The following is a 23,632-nucleotide window of genomic DNA, read 5'->3' on the forward strand; positions in this document are numbered from 1 at the left end:
AAAAACCCGCTTCGGCGGGTTTTTTTATTTTCTGGTTCGAGCTGGCGCCTCAGGCTCGAGAAGCGCCGTCGGCCGGGCCTTAGAACAGGTCCAGCGGCGCGACCTCGTCGGCGGGCAGCGGGCTGCCTGGAATGCCCAGGCTCGGGTCGAGTTCGCTCATCGGTGGCGGCGAGTCCTCGCTCTTGAATAGTTCGAAGTAGGCGTCCGGGGTGCCCGGCAATGCCGTGCGCCCGCTGTGCGGGTCGATGCGCAGGGTCAGCAGGCCGCTCGGTTCTAGTGGCGGATGGCTGGGCTTGTCCTTGAGGGCTTCGCCCATATAGCTCATCCAGATCGGCAGCGCGACCGTGCCGCCATACTCGTGGCGGCCGAGGCTCTCCGGCTGGTCGAAGCCGGCCCATACGGTGGTCACGTAGTCGGCGTTGTAGCCGGAGAACCAGCTGTCCTTGGACTCGTTGGTGGTGCCGGTCTTGCCGGCCAGGTCGCTGCGACCCAGGGCCATGGCGCGGCGCCCCGTCCCGCGCTTGATCACGTCCTGCAGCATGCTGGTCATGATGTAAGCGGTGCGTTCATCGATAATGCGTTCGGCGACGACCGGCTCGGGCAGGGTGGGCCGAGCCGCCTGGGCGGTGGCGAGCAGGCCGTCCTCGGCCGTGCTCTCCTGTGCCGGGGTAGTGTTCGGCACGCTGGCCGGGGTGGCGGCGAACAGCAGCTGGCCTTGGCGGTCTTCGATGCGCTCGATCAGGTAGGGCTGAATCTTGTAGCCGCCGTTGGCGAAGCTGGTCCAGCCGCTGGCCACCTCCAGCGGGGCCAGGTTGGCCGTGCCCAGCGCCAGGGATAGATTGCGCGGCAGGTCCTGTTTGTCGAAGCCGAAGCGACTGACGTAGTCCAGTGTGTATTCGATGCCGATGGCTTGCAGCAGGCGGATCGACACCAGGTTGCGGGACTTGTACAGGGCTTCGCGCAGGCGGATCGGCCCGAGGAAGGTGTTGTTGTCGTTCTTGGGACGCCAGACCTGATCGAGGTAGTCGTCGACGAATACGATGGGCGCGTCGTTGACCAGGCTGGCGGCGGTGTAGCCGCTGTCCAGCGCGGCGCTATAGATGAATGGCTTGAAGCTCGAGCCTGGCTGGCGCTTGGCTTGGGCGGCGCGATTATAGTTGCTCTGCTCGAAGGAGAAGCCGCCGACCAGGGCGCGGATCGCTCCGTTGCGCGGGTCCAGAGAGACCAGGGCGCTCTGTGCGGCCGGCAGCTGAACGAAGCTCAGGCTGCCATCGGCCTGGCGCTGCACGCGGATCAGGTCGCCGATCTGAGCCACGTCGGCCGGCTGCTTGGGGCGTGGCCCGAGGCTGTTGGTGCTGAGAAAGGGGCGCGCCCATTTCATGCTGTCCCAGGCGACCGCTTCTTCCTTGCCGCTGCGGGTGAGCACGAGGATGCCGCTGGTTTCGACCTGGGTGACGATGGCCGGCTCGAGGCCGCCCAGCGAGCTCTGCTTGGTCAGTTCGCGGCGCCAGGTGTCCATGGTCATGCCGGGTAACCGGCTTTCCGGGCCGCGGTAGCCGTGGCGCTGATCATAGGCAATCAGGCCTTCGCGCACCGCGCGGTTAGCAGCGTCCTGCAGGTCGCTGGGCACCGTGGTGGTGACATTGAAGCCTTCGGTATAGGCATCGCTGCCGAAGCGTCCGACCATCTCGGCGCGGACCATTTCCGCCACGTAGGGGGCGACGATTTCCGGCGTGGGCACGTGATAGCTGGCGTCTATAGGTTCGGCCAGGGCGGCTGCGTAGCGTTGCTGGTCGATCCGGCCGAGCAGGAGCATACGACCGAGAATCCAGTCGCGTCGCTCCTTGGCACGGGCGGGGTTGACCAAAGGATTGAAGCGCGAGGGGGCTTTCGGCAGGCCGGCGATCATCGCCATCTGCGCCAGGCTCAGATCGCGGATCGACTTGCCGTAGTAGACCTGGGCGGCGGCTTCGATGCCGTAAGCCCGGTTGCCGAGGTAGATCTTGTTGACGTAAAGCTCGAGGATCTCGCTCTTGCTCAGCTCCCGCTCGATCTGCAGGGCGAGGAGTATTTCGTTGATCTTGCGCGAGAAGCTTCGCTCGCTGGTGAGGAAGAAATTCTTCGCCACCTGCATGGTGATGGTGCTGCCGCCGGACTGGATCTGCCCGCTTTTCAATATTTGCGTGGCAGCGCGCATCAGGCTGGTAACGTCGACGCCATAATGGTTGGCAAAATTGTCGTCTTCGGCGGCCAGCAGCGCGTTGGTGAAATCTGCAGGTATGTCGGCGAAAGCGACGGGGGAGCGACGCATCTCACCGAACTCCGCGATCAGCTTGGCATCACTGCTGTAGACCCGCAGGGGGATCTGCAGCTGGATGCTGCGCAGCGACTCGACGGAAGGTAGGTTGGGGCTAAGATAGAGGAACGCGCCGCTCAAACTGAGTAACAGCCCGCAAAAAACGGCGACACAGGACCAGCAGAAAAACTTCAGCAGACGCATCAAGATTTTTGGATTTCCAGATAAAAGAACGAGTTAAGCGGAAGGCAAAGCCAAAAGGGAAAAACTGTTCACATTATAAGCGTTTTTTTTCCTGGGGAGCCATTTGCGCTTCTGTCAAGACTGTTATTTAATGTGAAAAAACATAAATAGTCCGTAAGTCGCGGATGCCAATAGGAAATCGGTCGTGCTAGGGCTCTTCAATAAGAATGCGAATACGCTGCTGGGGATCGATATCAGTTCGACCTCGGTCAAGCTCCTCGAGTTGAGTCGCTCCGGAAGCCGCTACAAGGTAGAGGCTTACGCTGTCGAGCCACTCCCCCCAAATGCTGTGGTCGAGAAGAACATCGCCGAGTTGGAAGGCGTTGGTCAGGCGCTTACGCGCGTGTTGAGCAAGGCCAGGAGCGGCGTGAAATCGGTCGCCGTGGCGGTGGCCGGCTCGGCAGTGATCACCAAGACCATCGAGATGGAGGCCGGGCTTTCCGACGATGACCTCGAGAATCAGCTGAAGATCGAGGCTGATCAGTACATCCCCTATCCCCTCGAAGAAGTGGCGATCGACTTCGAAGTGCAAGGGCCTTCGCCGCGCAACCCCGACCGTGTCGAGGTACTCCTCGCAGCCTGTCGCAAGGAGAACGTCGAGGTTCGAGAGGCCGCGCTGGCCCTGTCCGGCTTGACCGCCAAGGTGGTCGACGTCGAAGCCTATGCCCTGGAGCGCGCCTACGGCCTGCTTGCGGAGCAACTGGGCGGCGGGCAAGAGGTGCTGACAGTGGCGGTGGTCGATATCGGTGCGACCATGACGACCCTGAGCGTCCTGCATGATGGGCGGACCATCTATACGCGCGAGCAACTGTTCGGGGGCAAGCAGCTGACTGAGGAGATCCAGCGGCGTTACGGGCTGTCGGTTGAGGAAGCTGGGCTCGCCAAGAAGCAGGGAGGCCTTCCAGACGACTATGACAGTGAGGTGTTGCAGCCGTTCAAGGAGGCTGTCGTACAGCAGGTCTCGCGCTCCTTGCAGTTCTTCTTCGCGGCGGGCCAGTTCAATGATGTCGACTACATCCTCCTGGCTGGCGGGACGGCCTCCATCCCGGATCTGGATCGGCTGATACAGCAGAAGATCGGTACTCAAACGCTGGTGGCCAATCCGTTCGCGGACATGGCTCTGGGCAGCAGAGTCAATGCCGGGGCATTGGCCAGCGACGCTCCGTCATTGATGATTGCCTGTGGGCTGGCGCTGAGGAGTTTTGACTAATGGCGCGGATTAACCTACTTCCATGGCGCGAACAGTTACGTGAGGAGCGCAAGCAGCGATTCTTGGTCACGCTCGGCGGTGTCCTGGTGGTTGCGGCTGGCGTGGTCTTCCTGGGCGACCAGTATTTGAATGGCGCAATCGAAGAGCAAAATGCGCGCAACGAGTTCGTGCGCAAGGAAATTGCGGTGCTGGATGCCCGGATCAAGGAGATTAGTGAGCTGAAGACCCGTCGCCAGCAGCTGTTGGAACGGATGAAAATCATTCAGGACTTGCAGGGCAATAGGCCGATCATTGGCCGAGTGTTCGATCAGTTGGTCAGGACCTTGCCGGATGGTGTCTATTTTACTGGGCTCAAACTGACGGGTAAGAACATCGCGATTGTAGGTGCTGCCGAGTCGAACAATCGGGTTTCCAATCTCATGCGTAACCTGGATTCGTCTGAGTGGCTGGAGGCTCCCAACTTGACGGAGGTTAAGGCCGTCACGGCAGGTATGGTCGATCAGGCCAATGTATTCCAGTTGACCGTGCAGCAGACGCAGCCTGGTCTAGAGGCTGAGGAGGCCAAGCAATGAGCCTGAGTGACTCGCTGGATAGTCTGCGGAAGATTGATGTCAATGACTTGGATTTTAACAATGTCGGGTCTTGGCCGGCGGCGGTAAAGTTCAGTACTGGACTTTTATTGCTGCTGGTGGTGTTGGCGCTGGGCTACAACTTTCACCTGAAGGATTTGCAGGCGCAGTTGACGGTTCAGGAGGGCGAAGAAGTAGCGCTCAAGGAGCAGTTTGCTACAAAGGCGTTTCAGGCCGCCAACCTGGAAGCTTATAAAGAGCAAATGAAGGAGATGGAAGTTTCCTTTGGTGCATTGCTAAAGCAGCTGCCGAGTGATACCGAGGTCCCAGGGTTGCTTGAGGACATAACTCGTACTGGCTTGGGGAGTGGGCTGGAGTTCGAGGAGATCAAGCTTCTGCCTGAGGTGACCCAGCAGTTCTACATTGAGTTGCCTATTCAGATAAAGGTGGTGGGTGCTTATCACGATCTTGCGACCTTTGTCAGTGGCGTTGCCAGTCTGCCGCGTATTGTAACCTTGCATGACTTTGAGCTTGTGCCTGCGAGTGCGGAAAGCACTTCCAAGCTACGCATGAATATCCTGGCAAAAACCTACCGCTATAACGATAAGGGGGTGCAGTAATGAATGGCTCCCGTCTCGCGGCGCTTATGATTGCACTGGGGCTGGCAGGTTGTGGTTCGAGTGGTAATTTTGGCGATCTGCAAGCGTATATGGATGAGGTGCGTGCGAGGCCGAAAGGGGCGATAGAGCCTGTGCCTAAGTTTCAGCCGTACGAGAGTTTTACCTACAGCGCAGCAGCGTTGCGCAATCCGTTTCAACCGCCAGTCAAGATCGATATGGTTCAGCGGCAGAAAGGGTCCAAGGAAGTCAAGCCTGATGAGGCGCGTGTCAAGCAGTTTCTCGAGGGCTTCAATATTGAAGTGTTCGAGATGGTCGGCACCCTGGCTAAAGAGGACAGCGTGTATGCCCTGGTGAGTGGCGCCGGGGGAGTGCACAGGGTCAAGGTGGGAGACTATCTCGGGCGCAATCATGGACGCATTCTTGCGATTGATGAGTCCAAGGTCGATGTAATCGAAATCGTTCCAGACGGTGAGGGTGGCTGGCTCGAACGGCCGCGTAGCCTCTCCCTTAAGGAGCGCTCTTAAGGGGGCGAAATGAATATGAAGAAAAATAACCGATCTGCTCAACGGAACCTGAGAATGAATGGCTCCCTTTCACATCTAGGTGTTTCTCTGTGCGCGCTGCTGTTATCACCTGCGTTGCTTGCTGCAAACCTGCAGGCGCTTGATGTCGCTGCCTTGCCTGGGGATCGAGTCGAACTAAAGCTGTCTTTCGATGAGCCGGTTCTTGCGCCTCGCGGTTACACAATCGAGCAGCCGGCGCGAATCGCTCTCGATCTACCGGGTGTTTCCAATCAACTGGGCTCTAAGAATCGAGAGCTAGGCGTAGGCAATGCGCGCAGCGTAACTGTAGTCGAAGCCAAGGATCGGACTCGCTTGATCATTAACTTGACCAGCTTGTCGCCCTACAGTACTCGGGTTGAGGGCAATGACCTTTATGTATTGGTTGGGGAAGGGGCCGGCGGGAGCGCCTCCTCTTTCCGTCCAGCAGTTGTGGCAGCGACCACTGCAAGTGCGCCTGCGTCCAAGATATATGCTGCACAGGGCAAAGCTATCAATAATATTGATTTTCAGCGGGGGGAGCAGGGTGAGGGTAATGTGGTTATTACCTTGTCCGATGCTTCCGTAAGCCCGAATATTCAGGAGCAGGGTGGCAAGATACGCTTGGACTTTGCGAAAACACTATTGCCTGATGCTCTCCGGGTCCGCTTGGATGTTAAGGATTTCGCGACGCCGGTGCAGTTCGTCAGTGCGACGGGGTCAGCTGATAAGGCAAGTATCGTAATTGAGCCGGTAGGCGTGTACGACTATTTGGCATACCAGACAGACAATAAGCTTACGCTGAGTATAAAGCCGTTGACTCAGGAAGAGGTTGATAAGCGCAAGAGTGAGCGCTTTGCGTATAGCGGTGAAAAACTTTCGTTGAACTTCCAGGATATAGATGTTCGCTCAGTCCTTCAGTTGATTGCAGATTTTACAGATCTTAATCTGGTTGCTAGCGATACGGTTGAGGGCAATATCACCCTGCGCCTGCAAAATGTGCCATGGGACCAGGCGTTGGATCTGGTTCTGAAAACTAAAGGCTTGGATAAGCGGCAGGTCGGTAATGTGCTGTTAGTCGCGCCTGCGGACGAAATTGCAGCTCGTGAGCGTCAAGAGCTTGAGGCACAGAAGCAGATTGCAGAGTTGGCTCCGCTGCGCCGAGAATTGATTCAGGTAAACTACGCTAAGGCGGCTGACATGGCAAAGCTATTCCAGTCGGTCGCTAGCGCAGACGCCAGTGCTGACGAGCGTGGCTCCATTACGGTCGATGATAGAACTAATAGTATTATTGCCTACCAGACTCAGGATCGGCTTGACGAGCTGCGACGTATCGTTACTCAGCTAGACATTCCTGTTAGGCAGGTAATGATTGAGGCCCGCATAGTTGAGGCTAATGTTGACTTTGACAAGAGTCTTGGTGTGCGTTGGGGGGGGGCTTCTGTAGGTGATAATAAGTGGAGCGTCTTTGGGCGTGGTCAGCGTATTTCTCTCGAAGAGGGGGCGGCTGGTGCAGCAGATACAATCAAACTGCCATTTAATGCACCCTTCGTCGATATAGGTGCGTCGGATGCTACTTCGGGTATTGGCATAGGTTTTATTACGGATAATACGATTCTTGATCTAGAGCTTTCGGCGATGGAGAAAACCGGCAACGGTGAGATCATTTCTCAGCCGAAGGTCGTCACTTCTGATAAGGAGACGGCAAAAATATTGAAAGGTTCTGAGATCCCTTATCCCGAGGCTAGCTCTAGTGGTGCTGCTACTATCGCCTTTGCCGAGGCTGTACTTTCTCTTGAGGTTACCCCGCAGATAACGCCTGATAATCGGATTATCATGGAGGTAAAGGTAACCAAAGATGAGCCGGACTTTACTCAAGAGGTCAATGGAACTCCCTCGATCAAGAAGAATGAGGTCAATGCCAAGGTTCTGGTCTCTGACGGCGAAACCATCGTAATCGGTGGGGTGTTCTCCAATACAAGAAGCAGTGCTGTAGATAAAGTCCCATTTTTGGGTGATCTTCCGTACTTGGGTCGCTTGTTTCGAAGAGATGTCGTTCAGGATAACAAGTCCGAGCTGCTGGTTTTCCTTACTCCGCGTATCATGAACAACCAGGCCATTGCCGTGAGCCGTTAACCTAGTGCGCAATTTGATCCTCGTTGGCCCGATGGGGGCTGGAAAAAGCACCATCGGGCGTTTGCTTGCCAAAGAGCTGCGGCTTCCGTTCAAGGACTCGGATAAGGAAATCGAGCAACGGACGGGGGCCGATATTCCCTGGATTTTCGATGTCGAGGGCGAGCAGGGCTTTCGCGAGCGTGAGCAGGCGGTGATCGCCGAGCTATGCGAGTTCGACGGCATGGTGTTGGCAACCGGGGGCGGCGCGGTGATGCGTCCGGAAAACCGTGCGGCGCTCAGGCGTGGTGGGCGCGTCGTTTATTTGCATGCCTCGGTCGTGCAGCAGCTCGATCGTACTTCGCGCGACCGTAATCGTCCTTTGTTGCGTACTGCAGATCCTGCCAAGGTGCTCAGCGATCTGCTGGCGGTTCGTGACCCGCTGTACCGGGAAATTGCCGATGTAGTGGTGGAGACGGACGAGCGTCCGCCGCGCTTGGTCGTACAGGAAATACTGGAGCGCCTGGAAGCGCTGCCGCCCCGTTAAAGCGCGGGCTGAACTGCGCTATCCTAGGGCCCTTTTCAATCCGGGGGCTCCATGCAAACTCTTCAGGTCGATCTCGGTGAGCGTAGTTATCCCATTTATATCGGCGCCGACATACTGGCTCGGCCCGATCTATTAGCCCCGCACATTGCTGGACGCCAGGTGGCCATAGTCACCAATGAAACGGTGGCGCCGCTTTATCTGCGTGCCCTCGAGTCGGTACTGGGCGGTTACATGCTGACCTCCGTGGTTCTGCCCGACGGCGAGGCATTCAAGACCTGGGAAACCCTGCAGAAGATCTTCGATGCCATGCTGACGGCGCGGCATGATCGGCGCACCACGGTCATCGCCTTGGGTGGTGGCGTGATCGGCGATATGGCGGGCTTTGCCGCGGCTTGTTACCAGCGTGGGGTCAATTTCATTCAGGTCCCGACGACCTTGCTGTCACAGGTGGACTCCTCGGTCGGGGGGAAGACAGGGATCAACCACCCGCTCGGCAAGAACATGGTCGGTGCCTTCTATCAGCCTCGGGCGGTGTTGATCGATACTGCCAGTCTGAACACCTTGCCGGCGCGGGAGTTGTCCGCGGGTCTGGCGGAGGTGATCAAGTACGGTTTGATCTGCGATGCGGACTTCCTTGTCTGGCTTGAGCAAAACATGGCGGCGTTGCGGGCGCTCGATCAGTCGGCATTGACCGTAGCCATCGAGCGCTCCTGCGCGGCCAAGGCGCGAGTGGTCGGTGCCGATGAGCGCGAGTCGGGAGTGCGGGCCACGCTGAATCTGGGGCATACCTTCGGGCATGCCATCGAGACTCATCAGGGCTATGGCGTCTGGCTGCATGGCGAAGCGGTGGCGGCGGGTACCGTGATGGCCTTGGAGATGTCGAGGCGTCTTGGTTGGATTTCGACCGCCGATCGTGACCGGGCGGTGCGCCTGTTCCAGGCGGCCGGTTTGCCGGTGGTGCCGCCGGCAGACATGACGCCGGACGATTTTCTTGAGCACATGGCCATCGATAAGAAAGTGCTCGACGGGCGCTTGCGCTTGGTTCTGCTGCGTCAGCTGGGTGAGGCGGTAGTGACCGGCGATTATCCGCACGAGATATTGCACGCCACCCTCGCGACCGATTACGTGGCGCTGGTGGATCAGTTAAAACACTAATGAGTGCCCCATGACCAGTCTGCACGCTGACGAGGCTTTCCTCGATCACTACCACTTCAGCCATGACCCCTTCGCAGCTCGGGTGCCCGGCTTCAAGTTTTTTCCCGCTCAGCGCAAGCCGGTGCTGGGGCAGCTGCATCACCTCGCGCGTTACAGCCAGCTGCTGTTGGTGGTGACCGGCCCGCAAGGCAGCGGTAAGACGCTTCTGCGCCAGGCGTTGGTGGCCAGCACCAACAAGCAGGCCGTTCATTGCGTGGTGGTCTCTGCGCGGGGCGCAGTCGAGCCTGGGGCTGTGTTGCGCCAGGTTGCCCAGGGTTTGCAGGTTCAGCAGGCCGAGTTGACAGCCATCCTGAAGCAGATCGGGCAGATGGCCTTGACCGGGCAAGAGGTCTATGTGCTGGTCGACGACGCGGAGCAGCTCGGCGATGCCGCATTGGCGAGCTTGCTGACGCTGGCCGAGGGTGACGGGGAGGGGCGTGCCCATGTGTTCCTGTTTGCCGAGCCGCAGCTGGTCGAGCGACTGGAGGCGCTGGTCGAGGGGGAGGAGTGTTTCCATGCGCTCGCGTTGCAGCCTTATGCCGAGGATGAGACCCGCGAATACCTGGTGCAGCGCCTGGAGGGGGCTGGGCAGGGTTTGGAGCTGCTTTCGGATGAGCAGGTGCTGGATGTGCATCGCCGTTCGGGAGGGTGGCCGGGCGGCATCAACGAGGTGGCGCGTGAGGTTCTTGTCGAGGCCATGCTGGCCAGGCGGGGAGCTAAGCGGCGTGCGGGGCTGAACCTGCCGAAAAAGCATCTGCTGGCACTAGCTGTGGTGGGGATTGGCGTGCTGGCTGCCTGGCTGATGCAGGGGAGCTCGACTGGTGAGGTGGTCGGGCCGACTACGGCTCAGCTGCCGCTAGGTCAGATAGGGCAGCCCGGCGTGGAGGGGGTTGTGCCCGCGCCTGCTGTCGAGGTGGTTTCAGGGGGCGCGCCGGCCATCGAGTTTGCGGGCGCCAGCCAGCCGTTGCCGCTGCCGTTGGTGGGAGAGGCGCAGCCGGTCATTCGCCAGCCTCTGGCGCAGGCAGCGGGTGCTGGCTCGGCTGAAGAGGTCGATGAGGCGCAGGGGGCTGCTGGTGTGAGTGTCGAGGTGTCGCCGGTGTCGCCGGTGTCGGGCGCGCCTGCCCCTTCGCAGCCCGCTGTCGCCGCAGTTGCTCCAGCAGTGGTCGAGGCGCCAGCGACGGCTAGTGTTGCTCCTGCTCCTGCTCCTGCTCCTGCTCCTGCGGTAAAGCCGAAAGAGGTGCCCGCGACGGCAGGCAAGGTGGAGGGAGCTGCAGGGTGGTATGCTGCGCAGGCGGCGTCACGCTATACCTTGCAGATTCTGGGGGCGCGCGCAGAGAGCAGTGCTCAGGCCTTTGTGCGCCAGCACGGGGCGGACTACCACTACTTCAAGAAGCTGCATCAGGGGCGGCCGCTGTATGTGGTGACCTACGGCAGCTTTGTCTCCCGCGAAGCGGCTCAGGCGGCGCTCAAGGCTTTGCCGGCCAAGGTGCAGGCGGGCGGCCCCTGGCCTCGCACCTTTGCCAGCATCAAGCAGGAAATTGCCTCGGCTCGTTAGATGCTTCGGTCTGCGGAATGATGACCGCTCGGTCGATAGCATGATCGATCGGTCACTTCCTTCGCTTTTGCGACAAAAGCTTTCAATGGCTCGCCACGAAGATTTGTGACGGCCCAGGCAGATATGTACAATGACCTCCCTTTTGCCTGCGCAAAGCCGGGGCTTTGTCCTGCGCGCCTGGTAAGTGGTTGAATTTGAAAGCAATTGCCTTGAAAAAGGCAGTCTGGTGAGAGTCCCTATGAAAGCAGGTTTGTACCGTCCTGATGAGTTCAAGGATAACTGCGGCTTCGGCCTGATCGCCCATATGCAGGGCGAGGCGAGCCATCACCTGCTGCAGACCGCCATTGAAGCTCTGACATGCATGACCCATCGCGGTGGGATCAACGCCGATGGCAAGACCGGCGATGGCTGCGGCCTGCTGATCCAGAAGCCGGATGCCTTCCTGCGCGCCGTGGCCCAGGAGCATTTCGCCGTCGACCTGCCCGCGCAGTACGCCGTGGGCATGGTGTTCCTCAATCAGGACCCGGCCAAGGCCGAGGCCGCCCGCGAGAACATGAATCGCGAGATTCTCGCTGCAGGCTTGCAGCTGATCGGCTGGCGCAAGGTGCCGGTCGATACCAGCGTGCTCGGCCGTCTGGCGCTGGAGCGCCTGCCGCAGATCGAGCAGGTGTTCGTCGGCGGGGAGGGTCTCAGCGACCAGGACTTCGCAATCAAGCTGTTCAGCGCCCGGCGCCGCTCCTCCGTGGCCAACGCTGCTGACGTCGAGCACTACATCTGCAGCTTCTCGCACAAGACCATCATCTACAAAGGCCTGATGATGCCGGCCGACCTGCAGCAGTTCTACCCGGACTTGGGTGACGAGCGTCTGCAGACCGCCATCTGCGTGTTCCACCAGCGCTTCTCCACCAATACCCTGCCGAAGTGGCCGCTGGCGCAACCGTTCCGCTTCCTCGCCCACAACGGCGAGATCAACACCATCACCGGCAACCGCAACTGGGCCCAGGCCCGTCGCACCAAGTTCGCCAACGAGCTGATCGGCGACCTGGACGAGCTGGGCCCACTGGTCAACCGCGTCGGCTCCGACTCCTCGAGCATGGACAACATGCTCGAGCTGATGGTCACCGGCGGCATCGACCTGTTCCGCGGCGTGCGCATGATCATTCCGCCGGCCTGGCAGAACGTCGAGACCATGGACGCCGACCTGCGCGCGTTCTACGAATTCAACTCCATGCACATGGAGCCCTGGGACGGCCCGGCCGGCGTGGTGCTGACCGATGGTCGCCACGCCGTCTGCCTGCTCGACCGTAACGGCCTGCGTCCGGCGCGCTGGGTCACCACCAAGAACGGCTACATCACCCTGGCGTCGGAAATCGGCGTGTGGGACTACCAGCCCGAGGACGTGATTGCCAAGGGCCGGGTCGGTCCGGGGCAGATCCTCGCGGTGGACACCGAAACCGGCCAGGTGCTGACCACCGACGACATCGACAACCGCCTGAAGTCGCGTCACCCCTACAAGCAGTGGCTGCGCAAGCATGCCCAGCGCATCCAGGCGACCCTGGAAGACCGTGACCACGGTTCGGCCTTCTACGATGCCGACCAGCTCAAGCAATACATGAAGATGTACCAGGTCACCTTCGAGGAGCGTGACCAGGTGCTGCGTCCGCTCGGCGAGCAGGGCCAGGAAGCGGTTGGTTCCATGGGTGACGACACGCCGATGGCGGTGCTGTCGCAGCGCGTGCGCTCGCCGTACGACTATTTCCGCCAGCAGTTCGCCCAGGTCACCAACCCGCCGATCGACCCGCTGCGCGAAGCCATCGTCATGTCCCTGGAAGTCTGCCTGGGCGCCGAGCGCAACATCTTCAGCGAGTCGCCGGAGCATGCGGCGCGGGTGATCCTCAGCAGCCCGGTGATCTCGCCGGCCAAGTGGCGCGCGCTGATGACCCTGGAGCGTCCGGGCTTCGAGCGCCAGCTGATCGACATGAACTACGACGAGACCCTCGGGCTCGAGGCGGCCGTGCGCAACATGGCCGACCAGGCCGAGGAGGCGGTGCGCGGCGGCAAGGTGTTGCTGGTGCTGACCGACCGGCATATCGCCCCAGGCAAGCTGCCGGCTCACGCGGCGCTGGTCACCGGCGCGGTACACCACCGCCTGGTGGAGAAGGGCCTGCGTTGCGACTGCAACATCCTGGTGGAAACCGCCACCGCCCGCGACCCGCACCACTATGCGGTGCTGCTCGGCTTCGGTGCCTCGGCGGTCTACCCGTTCCTGGCCTACGAAGTGCTCGGCGACCTGATCCGCACCGGCGAGGTGCTGGGCGACCTGTATGAGGTGTTCAAGCACTACCGCAAGGGCATCTCCAAGGGCCTGTTGAAGATCCTCTCGAAGATGGGTATCTCGACCATGGCCTCCTACCGCGGCGCCCAGCTGTTCGAGGCCGTCGGCCTGGCCGACGAGGTCACCGAGCTGTGCTTCCGTGGCGTCGCCAGCCGCATCAAGGGCGCGCGCTTCGCCGACCTCGAGGCCGAGCAGAAGCTGCTGGCGGGCGAGGCCTGGAACAACCGCAAGGCGATCCAACAGGGCGGCTTGCTCAAGTTCGTCTACGGCGGCGAGTACCACGCCTACAACCCGGATGTGGTCAGCACCCTGCAGGCTGCCGTGCAGCAGGGCAGCTACGAGAAGTACAAGGAGTACAGTGCCCTGGTCGACACCCGTCCGGTGTCGATGATCCGCGACCTGCTCAAGCCCAAGCTGGCCGAACAGCCGCTGGCGCTGGACGAGGTCGAGCCGCTGGCGTCCATCTTCCAGCGCTTCGACTCCGCGGGCATCTCCCTCGGCGCCTTGTCGCCCGAGGCCCACGAGGCCATCGCCGAGGCGATGAACCGCCTCGGCGCGCGTTCCAACTCCGGCGAGGGCGGCGAAGATCCGGCCCGCTACGGCACCGCGCGCAGCTCGAAGATCAAGCAGGTGGCCACCGGCCGTTTCGGCGTGACCCCGGAGTACCTGGTCAACGCCGAGGTGCTGCAGATCAAGGTGGCCCAGGGCGCCAAGCCCGGCGAGGGCGGCCAGCTGCCGGGCGGCAAGGTCAACGGCCTGATCGCCCGCCTGCGCTACGCGGTGCCGGGCGTCACCCTGATCTCGCCGCCGCCGCACCACGACATCTACTCGATCGAAGACCTGGCGCAGCTGATCTTCGACCTCAAACAGGTCAACCCCCAGGCCCTGGTGTCGGTCAAGCTGGTGGCCGAGGCCGGCGTGGGTACCATCGCCGCCGGCGTGGCCAAGGCCTATGCCGACCTGATCACCATCTCCGGCTACGACGGCGGTACCGGCGCCTCGCCGCTGACCTCCATCCGCTACGCCGGCGCGCCCTGGGAACTGGGCCTGGCCGAGACCCATCAGACCCTGCGCGGCAACGACCTGCGCGGCAAGGTGCGGGTGCAGACCGACGGCGGCCTGAAGACCGGCCTGGACGTGATCAAGGCGGCCATCCTCGGTGCCGAGAGCTTCGGCTTCGGCACCGCGCCGATGATCGCCCTGGGCTGCAAGTACCTGCGTATCTGCCACCTGAACAACTGCGCCACCGGCGTGGCCACGCAGAACGACAAGCTGCGCAAGGACCACTTCATCGGCACGGTCGAGATGGTGATGAACTTCTTCACCTACGTCGCCGAGGAAACCCGCGAGTGGCTGGCCAAGCTGGGCGTGCGCAGCCTGCAGGAGCTGATCGGTCGCACCGACCTGCTCGAAGTGCTGCCGGGCGAGACCGCTAAGCAGGGCAACCTGGACCTCAGCCCGCTGCTCGGCAGCGCGCACATCCCGGCCGACAAGCCGCAGTTCTGCGAGGTGGAGAAGAACCCGCCGTTCGACCAGGGGTTGCTGGCCGAGAAGATGGTCGAGCTGGCCAAGCCGGCCATCGATGCGGCCAGCGGCGGCGAGTTCGCGCTGGACATCTGCAACTGCGACCGTTCCATCGGCGCCCGCGTGTCCGGCGAGATCGCACGCAAGCATGGCAACCAGGGCATGGCCAAGGCGCCGATCACCTTCCGCTTCAAGGGCACCGCGGGGCAGAGCTTCGGCGTGTGGAACGCCGGCGGCCTGAACCTGTACCTGCAGGGCGACGCCAACGACTACGTGGGCAAGGGCATGACCGGCGGCAAGCTGGTGATCACCCCGCCAGCGGGCAGCCCGTTCGCCACCCAGGACAGCGCCATCATCGGCAACACCTGCCTGTACGGCGCCACCGGCGGCAAGCTGTTCGCCGCCGGCACCGCGGGCGAGCGCTTCGCCGTGCGCAACTCCGGCGCCCACACCGTGGTGGAAGGCACCGGCGACCACTGCTGCGAATACATGACCGGCGGTTTCGTCTGCGTGCTGGGCAAGACCGGTTACAACTTCGGCTCCGGCATGACCGGCGGCTTCGCCTACGTGCTCGACCTGGACAACAGTTTCTACGACAAGGTCAACCACGAGCTGGTGGAGATCCAGCGGATCAACAACGAGGCGATGGAGGCTTATCGCAGCCACCTGCAGCGCGTGCTGGCCGAGTACGTCGAGGAAACCGCCAGCGAGTGGGGCCGTACCCTGCTGGAAAACCTGGACGACTACCTGCGCAAGTTCTGGTTGGTCAAGCCGAAGGCCGCGAGCCTGAAGACGCTGCTCTCCAGCACCCGTGCCAACCCGCAATGATTTGCGCCTGCAGTAGTTTGATGAGGTTTTGAAATGACTGAACGTCTGAATAACGACTTCCAGTTCATCGAAGTCGGGCGCAAAGACCCGAAGAAGAAGCTGTTGCGTCAGCGCAAGAAGGAGTTCGTCGAGATCTACGACAGCTTCAAACCGGCCCAGGCCTCCGAACAGGCTCACCGTTGCCTGGGTTGCGGCAACCCCTATTGCGAATGGAAGTGCCCGGTGCACAACTTCATTCCCAACTGGCTGAAGCTGGTCTCCGAGGGCAACATCCTCGCCGCCGCCGAACTGTCCCACCAGACCAACACATTGCCGGAGGTCTGCGGCCGGGTCTGCCCGCAGGATCGTCTGTGCGAGGGTGCCTGCACCCTCAACGACGGCTTCGGCGCAGTGACCATCGGCTCGGTGGAGAAGTACATCACCGACACCGCCTTCGCCATGGGCTGGCGCCCGGACATGTCCAAGGTCAAGCCGACCGGCAAGCGCGTCGCGGTGATCGGCGCCGGCCCGGCGGGCCTGGGCTGTGCCGACGTGCTGGTGCGCAACGGTGTGACCCCGGTGGTGTTCGACAAGAACCCGGAAATCGGCGGCCTGCTGACCTTCGGCATTCCCGAGTTCAAGCTCGAGAAGACCGTGATGAGCAATCGCCGCGAGGTCTTCAGCGGCATGGGCATCGAGTTCCGCCTCAACACCGAGGTGGGCACCGATGTGACCATGGAGCAGCTGCTCGCCGAGTACGATGCCGTGTTCATGGGCATGGGCACCTACACCTACATGAAGGGCGGCTTCCCGGGCGAGGACCTGCCGGGCGTCTACGATGCGCTGGACTTCCTGATCGCCAACGTCAACCGTAACCTCGGTTTCGAGAAGGCGCCGGAAGACTTTATCGACATGAAGGGCAAGCGCATCGTCGTACTCGGGGGCGGCGACACCGCCATGGACTGCAACCGCACCTCGATCCGCCAGGGCGCCAAGAGCGTGACCTGCGCCTACCGCCGCGACGAAGACAACATGCCGGGCTCGCGCAAGGAAGTGAAGAACGCCAAGGAAGAGGGCGTGAAGTTCCTGTTCAATCGCCAGCCGATCGCCATCGTCGGCGAGGACAAGGTGGAGGGCGTCAAGGTGGTCGAGACCCGTCTCGGCGAACCGGATGCCCGCGGCCGCCGCAGCCCCGAGCCGATCCCCGGCTCCGAGGAAGTCATCCCGGCCGAAGCCGTGCTGATCGCCTTCGGCTTCCGCCCCAGCCCGGCGCCCTGGTTCGAGCAGTTCGAGATCCAGACCGACAGCCAGGGCCGCGTGGTGGCGCCGGAGAAGAGCCAGTTCAAGCACCAGACCAGCAACCCGAAGATCTTCGCCGGTGGCGACATGGTGCGGGGCTCCGACCTGGTGGTGACGGCGATCTTCGAAGGGCGCAACGCCGCCGAAGGCATCCTCGATTACCTAGGTGTCTGATCTGTTGCGGCTGGCGTAGGATGGGTTGAGCGCAGCGATACCCGTCGATCACCTATGGGTTACGCCTTCGGCTAACCTACGCGGTCCGCCCCATCCTGCGGCCGAGGCAAATCGTCGCAATGAACAAAAGGCACGGCGCTCGCCGTGCCTTTTGTTTTGCGGTCTGCGAAAATGCCCGCACTTTTTTGCCGCCTACTTTGTCTCAGGAACTGCCATGACTGCCCTGAAGAACGACCGCTTCCTTCGCGCCCTGCTCAAGCAACCCGTCGACGTCACCCCGGTGTGGATGATGCGCCAGGCCGGTCGCTACCTGCCCGAGTACCGCGCCAGCCGGGCCAAGGCCGGGGACTTCATGAGCCTGATGATGAACCCCGAGTTCGCCTGCGAAGTCACCCTGCAGCCGCTGGACCGCTATCCGCAGCTGGACGCGGCGATCCTCTTCTCCGACATCCTGACCATCCCCCATGCCATGGGGCAGGGCCTGTACTTCGAGACCGGAGAGGGGCCGCGCTTCAAGAAGGTCATCGCCAGCGCCGCCGACATCGAGGCCCTGCCGATTCCCGACCCGCAACAGGACCTGGGCTACGTGATGGACGCGGTGCGCACCATCCGCCGCGAGCTGAACGGCCGGGTGCCGCTGATCGGCTTCTCCGGCAGCCCCTGGACCCTGGCCACCTACATGGTCGAGGGCGGCTCGAGCAAGGACTTCCGCAAGTCCAAGGCCATGCTCTACGACAACCCGCAGGCCATGCACGCCCTGCTCGACAAGCTGGCGCAGTCGGTCACCAGCTACCTCAACGGGCAGATCCAGGCCGGCGCCCAGGCGGTGCAGATCTTCGACACCTGGGGCGGCAACCTGTCGGCGGCGGCCTACCAGGAATTCTCCCTGGCCTATATGCAGAAGATCGTCGCCGGCCTGATCCGCGAGCACGACGGGCGCAAGGTGCCGGTGATTCTCTTCACCAAGAATGGTGGCCTGTGGCTGGAGTCCTTGGCCGCCACCGGCGCCGACGCGCTGGGCCTGGACTGGAGCTGCGACATCGGCGAGGCGCGCCGCCGGGTCGGTAACCAGGTGGCGTTGCAGGGCAACATGGACCCCACGGTGCTGTATGCCAAGCCGGCGGCGATCCGCGCCGAGGTGGCGCGCATCCTCGCCAGCTACGGCCAGGGCTCGGGCCACGTGTTCAACCTCGGTCACGGCATCACCCCGGAGGTCGACCCGGCCCACGCCGGGGCCTTCCTCGAAGCGGTGCATGAGTTGTCGACGCAATACCACGGCTGAGCGACAGCCCGAGTATGAAAAAAGCCCGGCAATGCCGGGCTTTTTTCATGGGCGTCGATTCTTCAGTTCAGACTTAGGCTGCTGGCCTGCAGGTTGCGCAGAATGTCGTCGCGCAGGATGTTTACCCACTTGTTGTAGTTGCGGTGGATCTTGCCGCTCTTGTAGTCCAGGCCCCGGCTGCTGCGGTATTGGATTTCGAACTGGCTGGCGCTGTAGGGGATGGCGATCTCCGCGTGGTGGCGGCCGCGTACGTTGATCTCCGCCAGGATTTGTGCGTCGCTGGTCTGCTGCACCAGCCAGCCGCGTTCATTCAAGGCGCCGAGGATAGCCTTCTGCATTTCCGAGGCGCCCCGCACGCTCGAGGCGGGAGCGGTCTGCTGAATGTTCTCGACGGGCTTTGTGGCACAGGCGGCGATGCCGAGCAGTGCGAGGCCCAGAAGCAGGCTACGGGCAATTCTGTTCATTCCTTGATCTCCTTTGGTCTTGCGGTTAATGCCAGCGGCGGAAGATCAGCGAGGTGTTGACCCCGCCGAAGGCGAAATTGTTGTTCATCACGTACTCGTTGCTCATCGTGCGAAACTCGCCGCGCAGGTAGTCCAGGTCGCCGCAGACCGGGTCGACGGCGTCCAGGTTGAGGGTGTGTACGTAGTTGTCGCGGTTCATCATTTCGATGCTGAACCAGGACTCCAGGGCGCCGCAGGCGCCGAGGGTGTGGCCGAGGAAGCTCTTCTGCGAGCTGATCGGCATGCGCGGGCCGAACAGGCCGTGGGTGGCCAGGGATTCGGCGACATCGCCCTGCTCGGTGGCGGTGCCGTGGCCGTTGACGTAGCCGATGGCCTCTGGCGGCAGTTGGGCATCATCGAGGGCCAGCTGCATGGCCTGGCGCATGGTGGCCTGTTCCGGTTTGGTGGTGTGCTGGCCGTCGGCATTGCTGCCGAAGCCGACGATCTCGGCGTGGATGGTCGCACCCCGGGCCAGGGCGTGCTCCAGCTCCTCGAGCACCAGCATGCCGGCGCCCTCGCCGATCACCAGGCCGTCGCGGCCGCTGTCGTAGGGACGCGGCGAGCTGTGCGGCGCGGCGTTCTTCAGGCTGGTGGCATAGAGGGCGTCGAACACCATGGCCTCGGTCGGGCACAGTTCCTCGGCGCCGCCGGCGAGCATCAGCGGCAGGCGGCCGAACTTGATCGCCTCGAAGGCGTAGCCGATGCCCTGGCTGCCACTGGTGCAGGCGCTGGAGGTGGGGATCAGGCGGCCCTTGAGGCCGAAGAAGATGCTGATATTGGCCGCCGTGGTATGGGGCATCATGCGCACATAGGAGTTGGCGTTGAGGCCGTCGGCCACCGAGTTCAGCAGCATGTTACCGAAGGTCTTGATTTCGTCGGTGCTGCCGGTGGAGGAGCCGCAAGCCACGCCCATGCGGCCGTCCTGAATGCACGGATCGCCCAGCAGGCCGGCATCGGCCAGTGCCCGTTCGGCGGCATAGACCGCCAGTTTGGACACCCGGCCCATGCTGCGGGTCTGCTTGCGGGTCCAATGCCTGGGTACTGCGAAGTCGTCGATCGGCCCGCCGAGGCGGGTGTTCAGCTCGCTGAACCTGTCCCACTCATGCATGTAGCGGACACCGCTGCGATTGCCGCGAAAGGCCGCCTCTATGCTCGCCCAGTCCTCGCCCAGCGAGGTGATGCCGGCCATGCCGGTGACTACCACTCGTTTCATCAGCACAGCCCACCGTTGACTGCGAGGACCTGGCGGGTGATGTAGGCCGCCTCCTCGGACATCAGAAAGTTCACCGCCCCGGCCACTTCCTCCGGGGTGCCCAGGCGCTGCGCCGGGATCATCTTGAGCATCTCTTCCAGTGGCAGCTGCGGGTCGAGCATCTCGGTGTCGATCAGCCCCGGCGCCACGCAGTTGACCGTGATCTTGCGCTTGCCCAGTTCGATGGCCAGAGCCTTGGCCGCGCCGATCACGCCGGCCTTGGAGGCGCTGTAGTTGACCTGACCGCGATTGCCGATCAGCCCCGACACCGAGGTGATGCAGACGATGCGGCCCGGCCTGCGACGGCGGATTAGCGGCATGGTCAAGGGTTGCAGGACGTTGTAGAAACCGTCCAGGTTGGTACGCAGTACCTGGTCCCAGTCGTTCTCGCTCAGCGCCGGGAAGGCGCCGTCACGGGTCAGGCCGGCGTTGCAGACCACGCCGTAGTAGGCGCCGTGGGCCTCGACATCGGCCTCCAGCACGGTACGGCAGGCGGCGCGGTCGGCGATATCGAACTGCAGGATACGGGCGTTGCGGCCCAGGGTCTGGATCTGCGCCTGTACCGCTTCGGCCTCGTCGCGGCGCGAGCGGCAATGCAGGACCAGGTCGAAGCCGGCCCGGGCCAGGCGCAGAGCGATGGCGCGGCCGATGCCGCGACTGGAGCCGGTGACCAGAATCGGATCAGTCATGAGTCGGTTTCCTGGGAGGATTCTTGTAGGTAGCTGTCGATCTGCGGCGGGCAGAATACGTTGAGACGCGCCTCGGCCTGGATGCCGGGGCCTTCCAGGTGGCACTCGAACACGCCCATGCCGTTGTCGTCCTGCAGCGAGCGCAGCGCCCTGATGCGCAGCTCGCTGCCGGTGGCGAAGCGCTCCACGTTGCACTGGAACTTGCGCGTGCCGAGGAGGAAACCCAGTTGCACCGGCGCCCCGGCCTGGCGCGCCTGGCAGCCGGCGTAGGCGGCGACGCTCTGGGCCATCAGCTCGATGCCGACCCAGGCCGGCAGGCTGCCGTCGGCCTGGTTGAACAGGCCGCCGGGTCGCACGCGCAGACGGGTCTCGACGCTGTCCGCATCGAAGCTCAGGACCTCGTCGAGCAGGATCATGTCGCCGGCATGGGGTAGCAGTTCGGCGATCGGCCAGCGGCTCATGTCGGGACTCCGAGGATCAGCGACAGGTTGCTGCCGCCGAAGGCGAAGGAGTTGCTCATCAGGTGGCGCAGCGGGCCCGCGGCCCGGCTGCCCGGTGTCACCAGGGCCAGGGGCGGCAACTGCGGATCGGCCTGGCCGTCCCACAGGTGTGGTGGCAGTCGTCCGTCGGGGTTGTGGGCACTCAGGGTCAGCCAGCAGAAGGCCGCTTCCAGCGCCCCGGCCGCGCCGAGGCAATGGCCGGTCAGGGGCTTGGTCGAGGAGCAGGGCACCCCCGCGGGGAACAGCGCCTGCACCGCCAGGCTCTCCATGGCGTCGTTGTGCGCTGTGGCGGTGCCGTGCAGGTTGAGGTAGTCGATCTGCTCGGGCGCCAGGGCGGCGGCGGCCAGGGCGCTGCGCATCGCCTGCTGGGCGCCGAGGCCCTCGGGCTGCGGCGCGGAGATGTGATGGGCGTCGGAGCTGGCGCCGCCGCCGAGCAGGGCGATGGGGGGCGAGTCGTCGGCCGGCGGCTCCCTGGTCATCAGAAAAAGCGCCGCGCCCTCGCCGATGTTGATGCCTTGGCGATTGGCCGAGAAGGGGTTGCAGGGCGCGGCGGATACCGCCTCCAGGGCCGAGAAGCCGTTGAGGGTGAGTCGGCACAGGCTGTCGACGCCGCCACATAGCACCGCGTCGCACAGCCCCTGTTGCAGCAGGCGATGGGCGCTGAGCAGGGCGCGGGCGCTGGAGGTGCAGGCGGTGGACAGGCAGTAGGTCGGGCCGCTGAGGCCCAGCCAGTCGGCGAGGAAGGCGGCCGGCGCGACCATCTCCTGTTGGGCGTAGTGGTAGTCGGCGGGCAGCGCGCCGTCCTGCACGAAGCGGGCGATGCTCTGGCTGGCCTCGTGAATGCCTGAAGTGCTGGTGCCGATCACCACGCCGACGCGGCTCGAACCGTAGCGGGCGATGGAGGCGCGGATCGGCGCCTCGATCTGCAGTGCCGCGCCGAGCAGCAGCCGATTGTTGCGGCTCTGGGCCGACTCGAGGCCCGCCGGCATTGTCGGCAGTGCGCCGGGTACGGAGCCGACCGTCAGGCGGCGATCGGCGACCCAGCCGTCCTCGGCGTGCATGCCGGAGGCATCGCCGGCGAACAGGGCCTTGGCCACTGCCGACTGGCCGTGACCGAGCGCGCAGAGCAGGCCGAGGGCGTTGAGATAACTGGGCATCATGAACCTTCTTCGGGCGCGAGTGCCTGGACCCGGTAGTCCGGGCCCGGGATGTTGTGCAGGGTGAAATCCAGCGGTGCACGGTAGCGGATTCGCCACGCCGGGTTAAGTCGGCGCCGACCCTCGGCGGTCAGCGCCCAGCTGTCGCGGGCATAGCCGGTCGGTAGTGCCTCGGCCGGGGTCAGGGCGAACAGCAGGGCCGCGAACAGTTCGCGGGCCTCGGCGTTGGGGGGCAGCAGGCCGTCATCCCACCAGCGTCCCTGGCTCAGGCGCTGACGGGCCAACGGCACGCCGAGCGGGTCGAACAGCGACCAGCGCAGTTCCTCGCCTTCGGCCTGCAGCACCAGCAGCCAATCCTGGCGTTGGTCGGCCTGTTCGCGCTGGATATGCAGCGACAACGGCAGGGGCGTCACGAGGTCCGGCCTGGTGTGCGGCAGCGGCGTTTGCGTCGCGCAGGCGCCGAGCAGCAGGCAGAGGCCGAGCAGGATGGCGCGGATCATCGGTAGGCGGGCTCCAGCGGCTTGCGCGCCACCACGTTGACCAGGGTCTCGTCGCGTTGGCCGAAGGGTTTGGGCCGGCGCAGGCCCCAGCGCTCCAGCAGGCCGAAGTCCTTGGCCCGGCTCCACCACAGGTAGGGGTAGGAAACGTTGCGCGTGGCGAACTGGAACCCCTGGTCGCGCAGCATCGCCAGGTACTGCTCGGCGCTCTTCTGCACCTGCATGGGGTGGCGAAACAGCCAGCGGATCACCCAGGTGTCGATATAGAACTTGGTCGACTCGGCGAACAGCAGCAGGCCGCCGGGCTTGAGCACGCGCCAGAACTCGGCGAGGGCCTGCGCCTGCTCGACCAGGTGGTGGAAGGTCTGGTGACAGAACAGCACATCGACGCTGGCATCGGCCAGCTGGATCGCCGCGCAGTCGCTGGCGACCAGCTGTACCTCCAGGCCCTGACGCTCGGCCTCGGCGCGGGAGCAGGCGAGGCTGTGGGGGTCGGCGTCCAGACCGATCAGGCGCGCCGGACGGAAGGCCGCGGCGAGCAGGGCAAATGACTTGCCCTGGCCGCAGCCGGCATCCAGCAGCACCGGCGCGGTGGGCAGCGGTCCATCGATCAGGCCCTTGAGGTCGTCGATCGCCACGCGCAGCACGTGGTGCTGCCAGACGTGACTCTGCAGGAACCAGAAACCGAAGCCGGTCTCCTCGACATAGGTGGCGGCGGCGCGTTTCAT

Annotated in this window: 19 protein-coding genes; 11 read left to right on the plus strand and 8 right to left on the minus strand. The window is 63.2% G+C overall.

Annotated features, from left to right (window positions below):
* Window positions 1–79: 79 nt before the first annotated feature.
* Window positions 80–2,500: a penicillin-binding protein 1A gene (locus SBP02_RS02075; RefSeq protein ID WP_404824377.1), complete on the minus strand. Its 2,421-nt coding sequence runs from the start codon at window positions 2,498–2,500 to the stop codon at window positions 80–82.
* A gap of 184 nt (window positions 2,501–2,684) precedes the next feature.
* Between SBP02_RS02075 and SBP02_RS02080 the strand changes: the two genes are divergently transcribed.
* The 11 genes from SBP02_RS02080 (at window position 2,685) to hemE (ending at window position 18,306) form a co-directional block, all read left to right on the plus strand.
* Window positions 2,685–3,749, plus strand: a complete 1,065-nt coding sequence (locus SBP02_RS02080; RefSeq protein ID WP_318644764.1) for a pilus assembly protein PilM — start codon at window positions 2,685–2,687, stop codon at window positions 3,747–3,749.
* On the plus strand, window positions 3,749–4,321 hold the full coding sequence (gene pilN / locus SBP02_RS02085) for a type 4a pilus biogenesis protein PilN (RefSeq protein ID WP_318644765.1): 573 nt from the start codon (window positions 3,749–3,751) through the stop codon (window positions 4,319–4,321). The genes SBP02_RS02080 and pilN overlap by 1 nt, the downstream gene beginning before the upstream one ends.
* Window positions 4,318–4,938: a type 4a pilus biogenesis protein PilO gene (gene pilO / locus SBP02_RS02090; protein ID WP_318644766.1), complete on the plus strand. Its 621-nt coding sequence runs from the start codon at window positions 4,318–4,320 to the stop codon at window positions 4,936–4,938. Before pilN ends, pilO begins: the two co-directional genes overlap by 4 nt.
* Entirely contained in the window at window positions 4,938–5,462 is a 525-nt protein-coding gene (pilP, locus tag SBP02_RS02095) for a type 4a pilus biogenesis lipoprotein PilP (protein WP_318644767.1), read from the plus strand. The genes pilO and pilP overlap by 1 nt, the downstream gene beginning before the upstream one ends.
* 54 nt (window positions 5,463–5,516) lie before the next feature.
* Complete coding sequence (gene pilQ, locus SBP02_RS02100; protein ID WP_318646285.1) at window positions 5,517–7,613, plus strand: type IV pilus secretin PilQ; 2,097 nt, start codon at window positions 5,517–5,519, stop codon at window positions 7,611–7,613.
* A 4-nt stretch (window positions 7,614–7,617) separates the two neighbouring features.
* Complete coding sequence (gene aroK / locus SBP02_RS02105) at window positions 7,618–8,136, plus strand: shikimate kinase AroK (RefSeq protein WP_318644768.1); 519 nt, start codon at window positions 7,618–7,620, stop codon at window positions 8,134–8,136.
* 51 nt (window positions 8,137–8,187) lie between these two features.
* Window positions 8,188–9,291, plus strand: a complete 1,104-nt coding sequence (gene aroB / locus SBP02_RS02110) for a 3-dehydroquinate synthase (protein ID WP_318644769.1) — start codon at window positions 8,188–8,190, stop codon at window positions 9,289–9,291.
* 10 nt (window positions 9,292–9,301) lie between these two features.
* Complete coding sequence (locus SBP02_RS02115; RefSeq protein WP_318644770.1) at window positions 9,302–10,885, plus strand: SPOR domain-containing protein; 1,584 nt, start codon at window positions 9,302–9,304, stop codon at window positions 10,883–10,885.
* 238 nt (window positions 10,886–11,123) lie between these two features.
* On the plus strand, window positions 11,124–15,572 hold the full coding sequence (gltB, locus tag SBP02_RS02120) for a glutamate synthase large subunit (protein ID WP_318644771.1): 4,449 nt from the start codon (window positions 11,124–11,126) through the stop codon (window positions 15,570–15,572).
* Window positions 15,573–15,605: 33 nt separating this feature from the next.
* Window positions 15,606–17,024: an FAD-dependent oxidoreductase gene (locus SBP02_RS02125; protein ID WP_318644772.1), complete on the plus strand. Its 1,419-nt coding sequence runs from the start codon at window positions 15,606–15,608 to the stop codon at window positions 17,022–17,024.
* 214 nt (window positions 17,025–17,238) lie between these two features.
* A complete protein-coding gene (gene hemE / locus SBP02_RS02130) occupies window positions 17,239–18,306 on the plus strand; it encodes a uroporphyrinogen decarboxylase (protein ID WP_318644773.1) in 1,068 nt (355 codons plus the stop codon).
* A 62-nt stretch (window positions 18,307–18,368) separates the two neighbouring features.
* Here the strand turns inward: hemE and SBP02_RS02135 are convergent, their stop codons facing one another.
* The 7 genes from SBP02_RS02135 to SBP02_RS02165 are packed head-to-tail and all read right to left on the minus strand — an operon-like array spanning window position 18,369 to window position 23,632.
* The gene (locus SBP02_RS02135; protein WP_318644774.1) at window positions 18,369–18,770 is read right to left on the minus strand and encodes a hypothetical protein; all 402 of its coding nucleotides are present in this window, start codon (window positions 18,768–18,770) and stop codon (window positions 18,369–18,371) included.
* Window positions 18,771–18,795: 25 nt separating this feature from the next.
* Window positions 18,796–20,022, minus strand: a complete 1,227-nt coding sequence (locus SBP02_RS02140) for a beta-ketoacyl-ACP synthase (protein WP_318644775.1) — start codon at window positions 20,020–20,022, stop codon at window positions 18,796–18,798.
* Window positions 20,022–20,750 carry a 3-oxoacyl-ACP reductase FabG gene (gene fabG, locus SBP02_RS02145; protein ID WP_318644776.1) on the minus strand — a complete coding sequence of 243 codons (729 nt, stop codon included), beginning with the start codon at window positions 20,748–20,750 and terminating at the stop codon, window positions 20,022–20,024. The genes SBP02_RS02140 and fabG overlap by 1 nt, the downstream gene beginning before the upstream one ends.
* Window positions 20,747–21,211: a hotdog family protein gene (locus SBP02_RS02150; protein WP_318644777.1), complete on the minus strand. Its 465-nt coding sequence runs from the start codon at window positions 21,209–21,211 to the stop codon at window positions 20,747–20,749. The genes fabG and SBP02_RS02150 overlap by 4 nt, the downstream gene beginning before the upstream one ends.
* Window positions 21,208–22,407 (minus strand): beta-ketoacyl-[acyl-carrier-protein] synthase family protein, encoded by a 1,200-nt coding sequence (locus tag SBP02_RS02155; RefSeq protein WP_318646286.1) that lies wholly within the window; start codon window positions 22,405–22,407, stop codon window positions 21,208–21,210. Before SBP02_RS02155 ends, SBP02_RS02150 begins: the two co-directional genes overlap by 4 nt.
* On the minus strand, window positions 22,407–22,907 hold the full coding sequence (locus SBP02_RS02160) for a DUF3261 domain-containing protein (RefSeq protein WP_318644778.1): 501 nt from the start codon (window positions 22,905–22,907) through the stop codon (window positions 22,407–22,409). The genes SBP02_RS02155 and SBP02_RS02160 overlap by 1 nt, the downstream gene beginning before the upstream one ends.
* Entirely contained in the window at window positions 22,904–23,632 is a 729-nt protein-coding gene (locus SBP02_RS02165) for a class I SAM-dependent methyltransferase (RefSeq protein ID WP_318644779.1), read from the minus strand. Before SBP02_RS02165 ends, SBP02_RS02160 begins: the two co-directional genes overlap by 4 nt.

This window comes from Pseudomonas benzenivorans (genome assembly GCF_033547155.1).
Lineage (GTDB): Bacteria > Pseudomonadota > Gammaproteobacteria > Pseudomonadales > Pseudomonadaceae > Aquipseudomonas > Aquipseudomonas benzenivorans_B.

Coding starts and splice junctions, on each gene's coding strand:
- pilP (WP_318644767.1), top strand. CDS start 4,938: ATGAATGGCTCCCGTCTCGCGGCGCTTATGATTGCACTGGGGCTGGCA.
- SBP02_RS02165 (WP_318644779.1), bottom strand. CDS start 23,632: ATGAAACGCGCCGCCGCCACCTATGTCGAGGAGACCGGCTTCGGTTTC.
- hemE (WP_318644773.1), top strand. CDS start 17,239: ATGACTGCCCTGAAGAACGACCGCTTCCTTCGCGCCCTGCTCAAGCAA.
- SBP02_RS02150 (WP_318644777.1), bottom strand. CDS start 21,211: ATGAGCCGCTGGCCGATCGCCGAACTGCTACCCCATGCCGGCGACATG.
- pilN (WP_318644765.1), top strand. CDS start 3,749: ATGGCGCGGATTAACCTACTTCCATGGCGCGAACAGTTACGTGAGGAG.
- SBP02_RS02135 (WP_318644774.1), bottom strand. CDS start 18,770: ATGAACAGAATTGCCCGTAGCCTGCTTCTGGGCCTCGCACTGCTCGGC.
- gltB (WP_318644771.1), top strand. CDS start 11,124: ATGAAAGCAGGTTTGTACCGTCCTGATGAGTTCAAGGATAACTGCGGC.
- SBP02_RS02160 (WP_318644778.1), bottom strand. CDS start 22,907: ATGATCCGCGCCATCCTGCTCGGCCTCTGCCTGCTGCTCGGCGCCTGC.
- SBP02_RS02075 (WP_404824377.1), bottom strand. CDS start 2,500: ATGCGTCTGCTGAAGTTTTTCTGCTGGTCCTGTGTCGCCGTTTTTTGC.
- SBP02_RS02155 (WP_318646286.1), bottom strand. CDS start 22,407: ATGCCCAGTTATCTCAACGCCCTCGGCCTGCTCTGCGCGCTCGGTCAC.
- aroB (WP_318644769.1), top strand. CDS start 8,188: ATGCAAACTCTTCAGGTCGATCTCGGTGAGCGTAGTTATCCCATTTAT.
- pilO (WP_318644766.1), top strand. CDS start 4,318: ATGAGCCTGAGTGACTCGCTGGATAGTCTGCGGAAGATTGATGTCAAT.
- SBP02_RS02115 (WP_318644770.1), top strand. CDS start 9,302: ATGACCAGTCTGCACGCTGACGAGGCTTTCCTCGATCACTACCACTTC.
- pilQ (WP_318646285.1), top strand. CDS start 5,517: ATGAATGGCTCCCTTTCACATCTAGGTGTTTCTCTGTGCGCGCTGCTG.
- SBP02_RS02125 (WP_318644772.1), top strand. CDS start 15,606: ATGACTGAACGTCTGAATAACGACTTCCAGTTCATCGAAGTCGGGCGC.
- SBP02_RS02140 (WP_318644775.1), bottom strand. CDS start 20,022: ATGAAACGAGTGGTAGTCACCGGCATGGCCGGCATCACCTCGCTGGGC.
- fabG (WP_318644776.1), bottom strand. CDS start 20,750: ATGACTGATCCGATTCTGGTCACCGGCTCCAGTCGCGGCATCGGCCGC.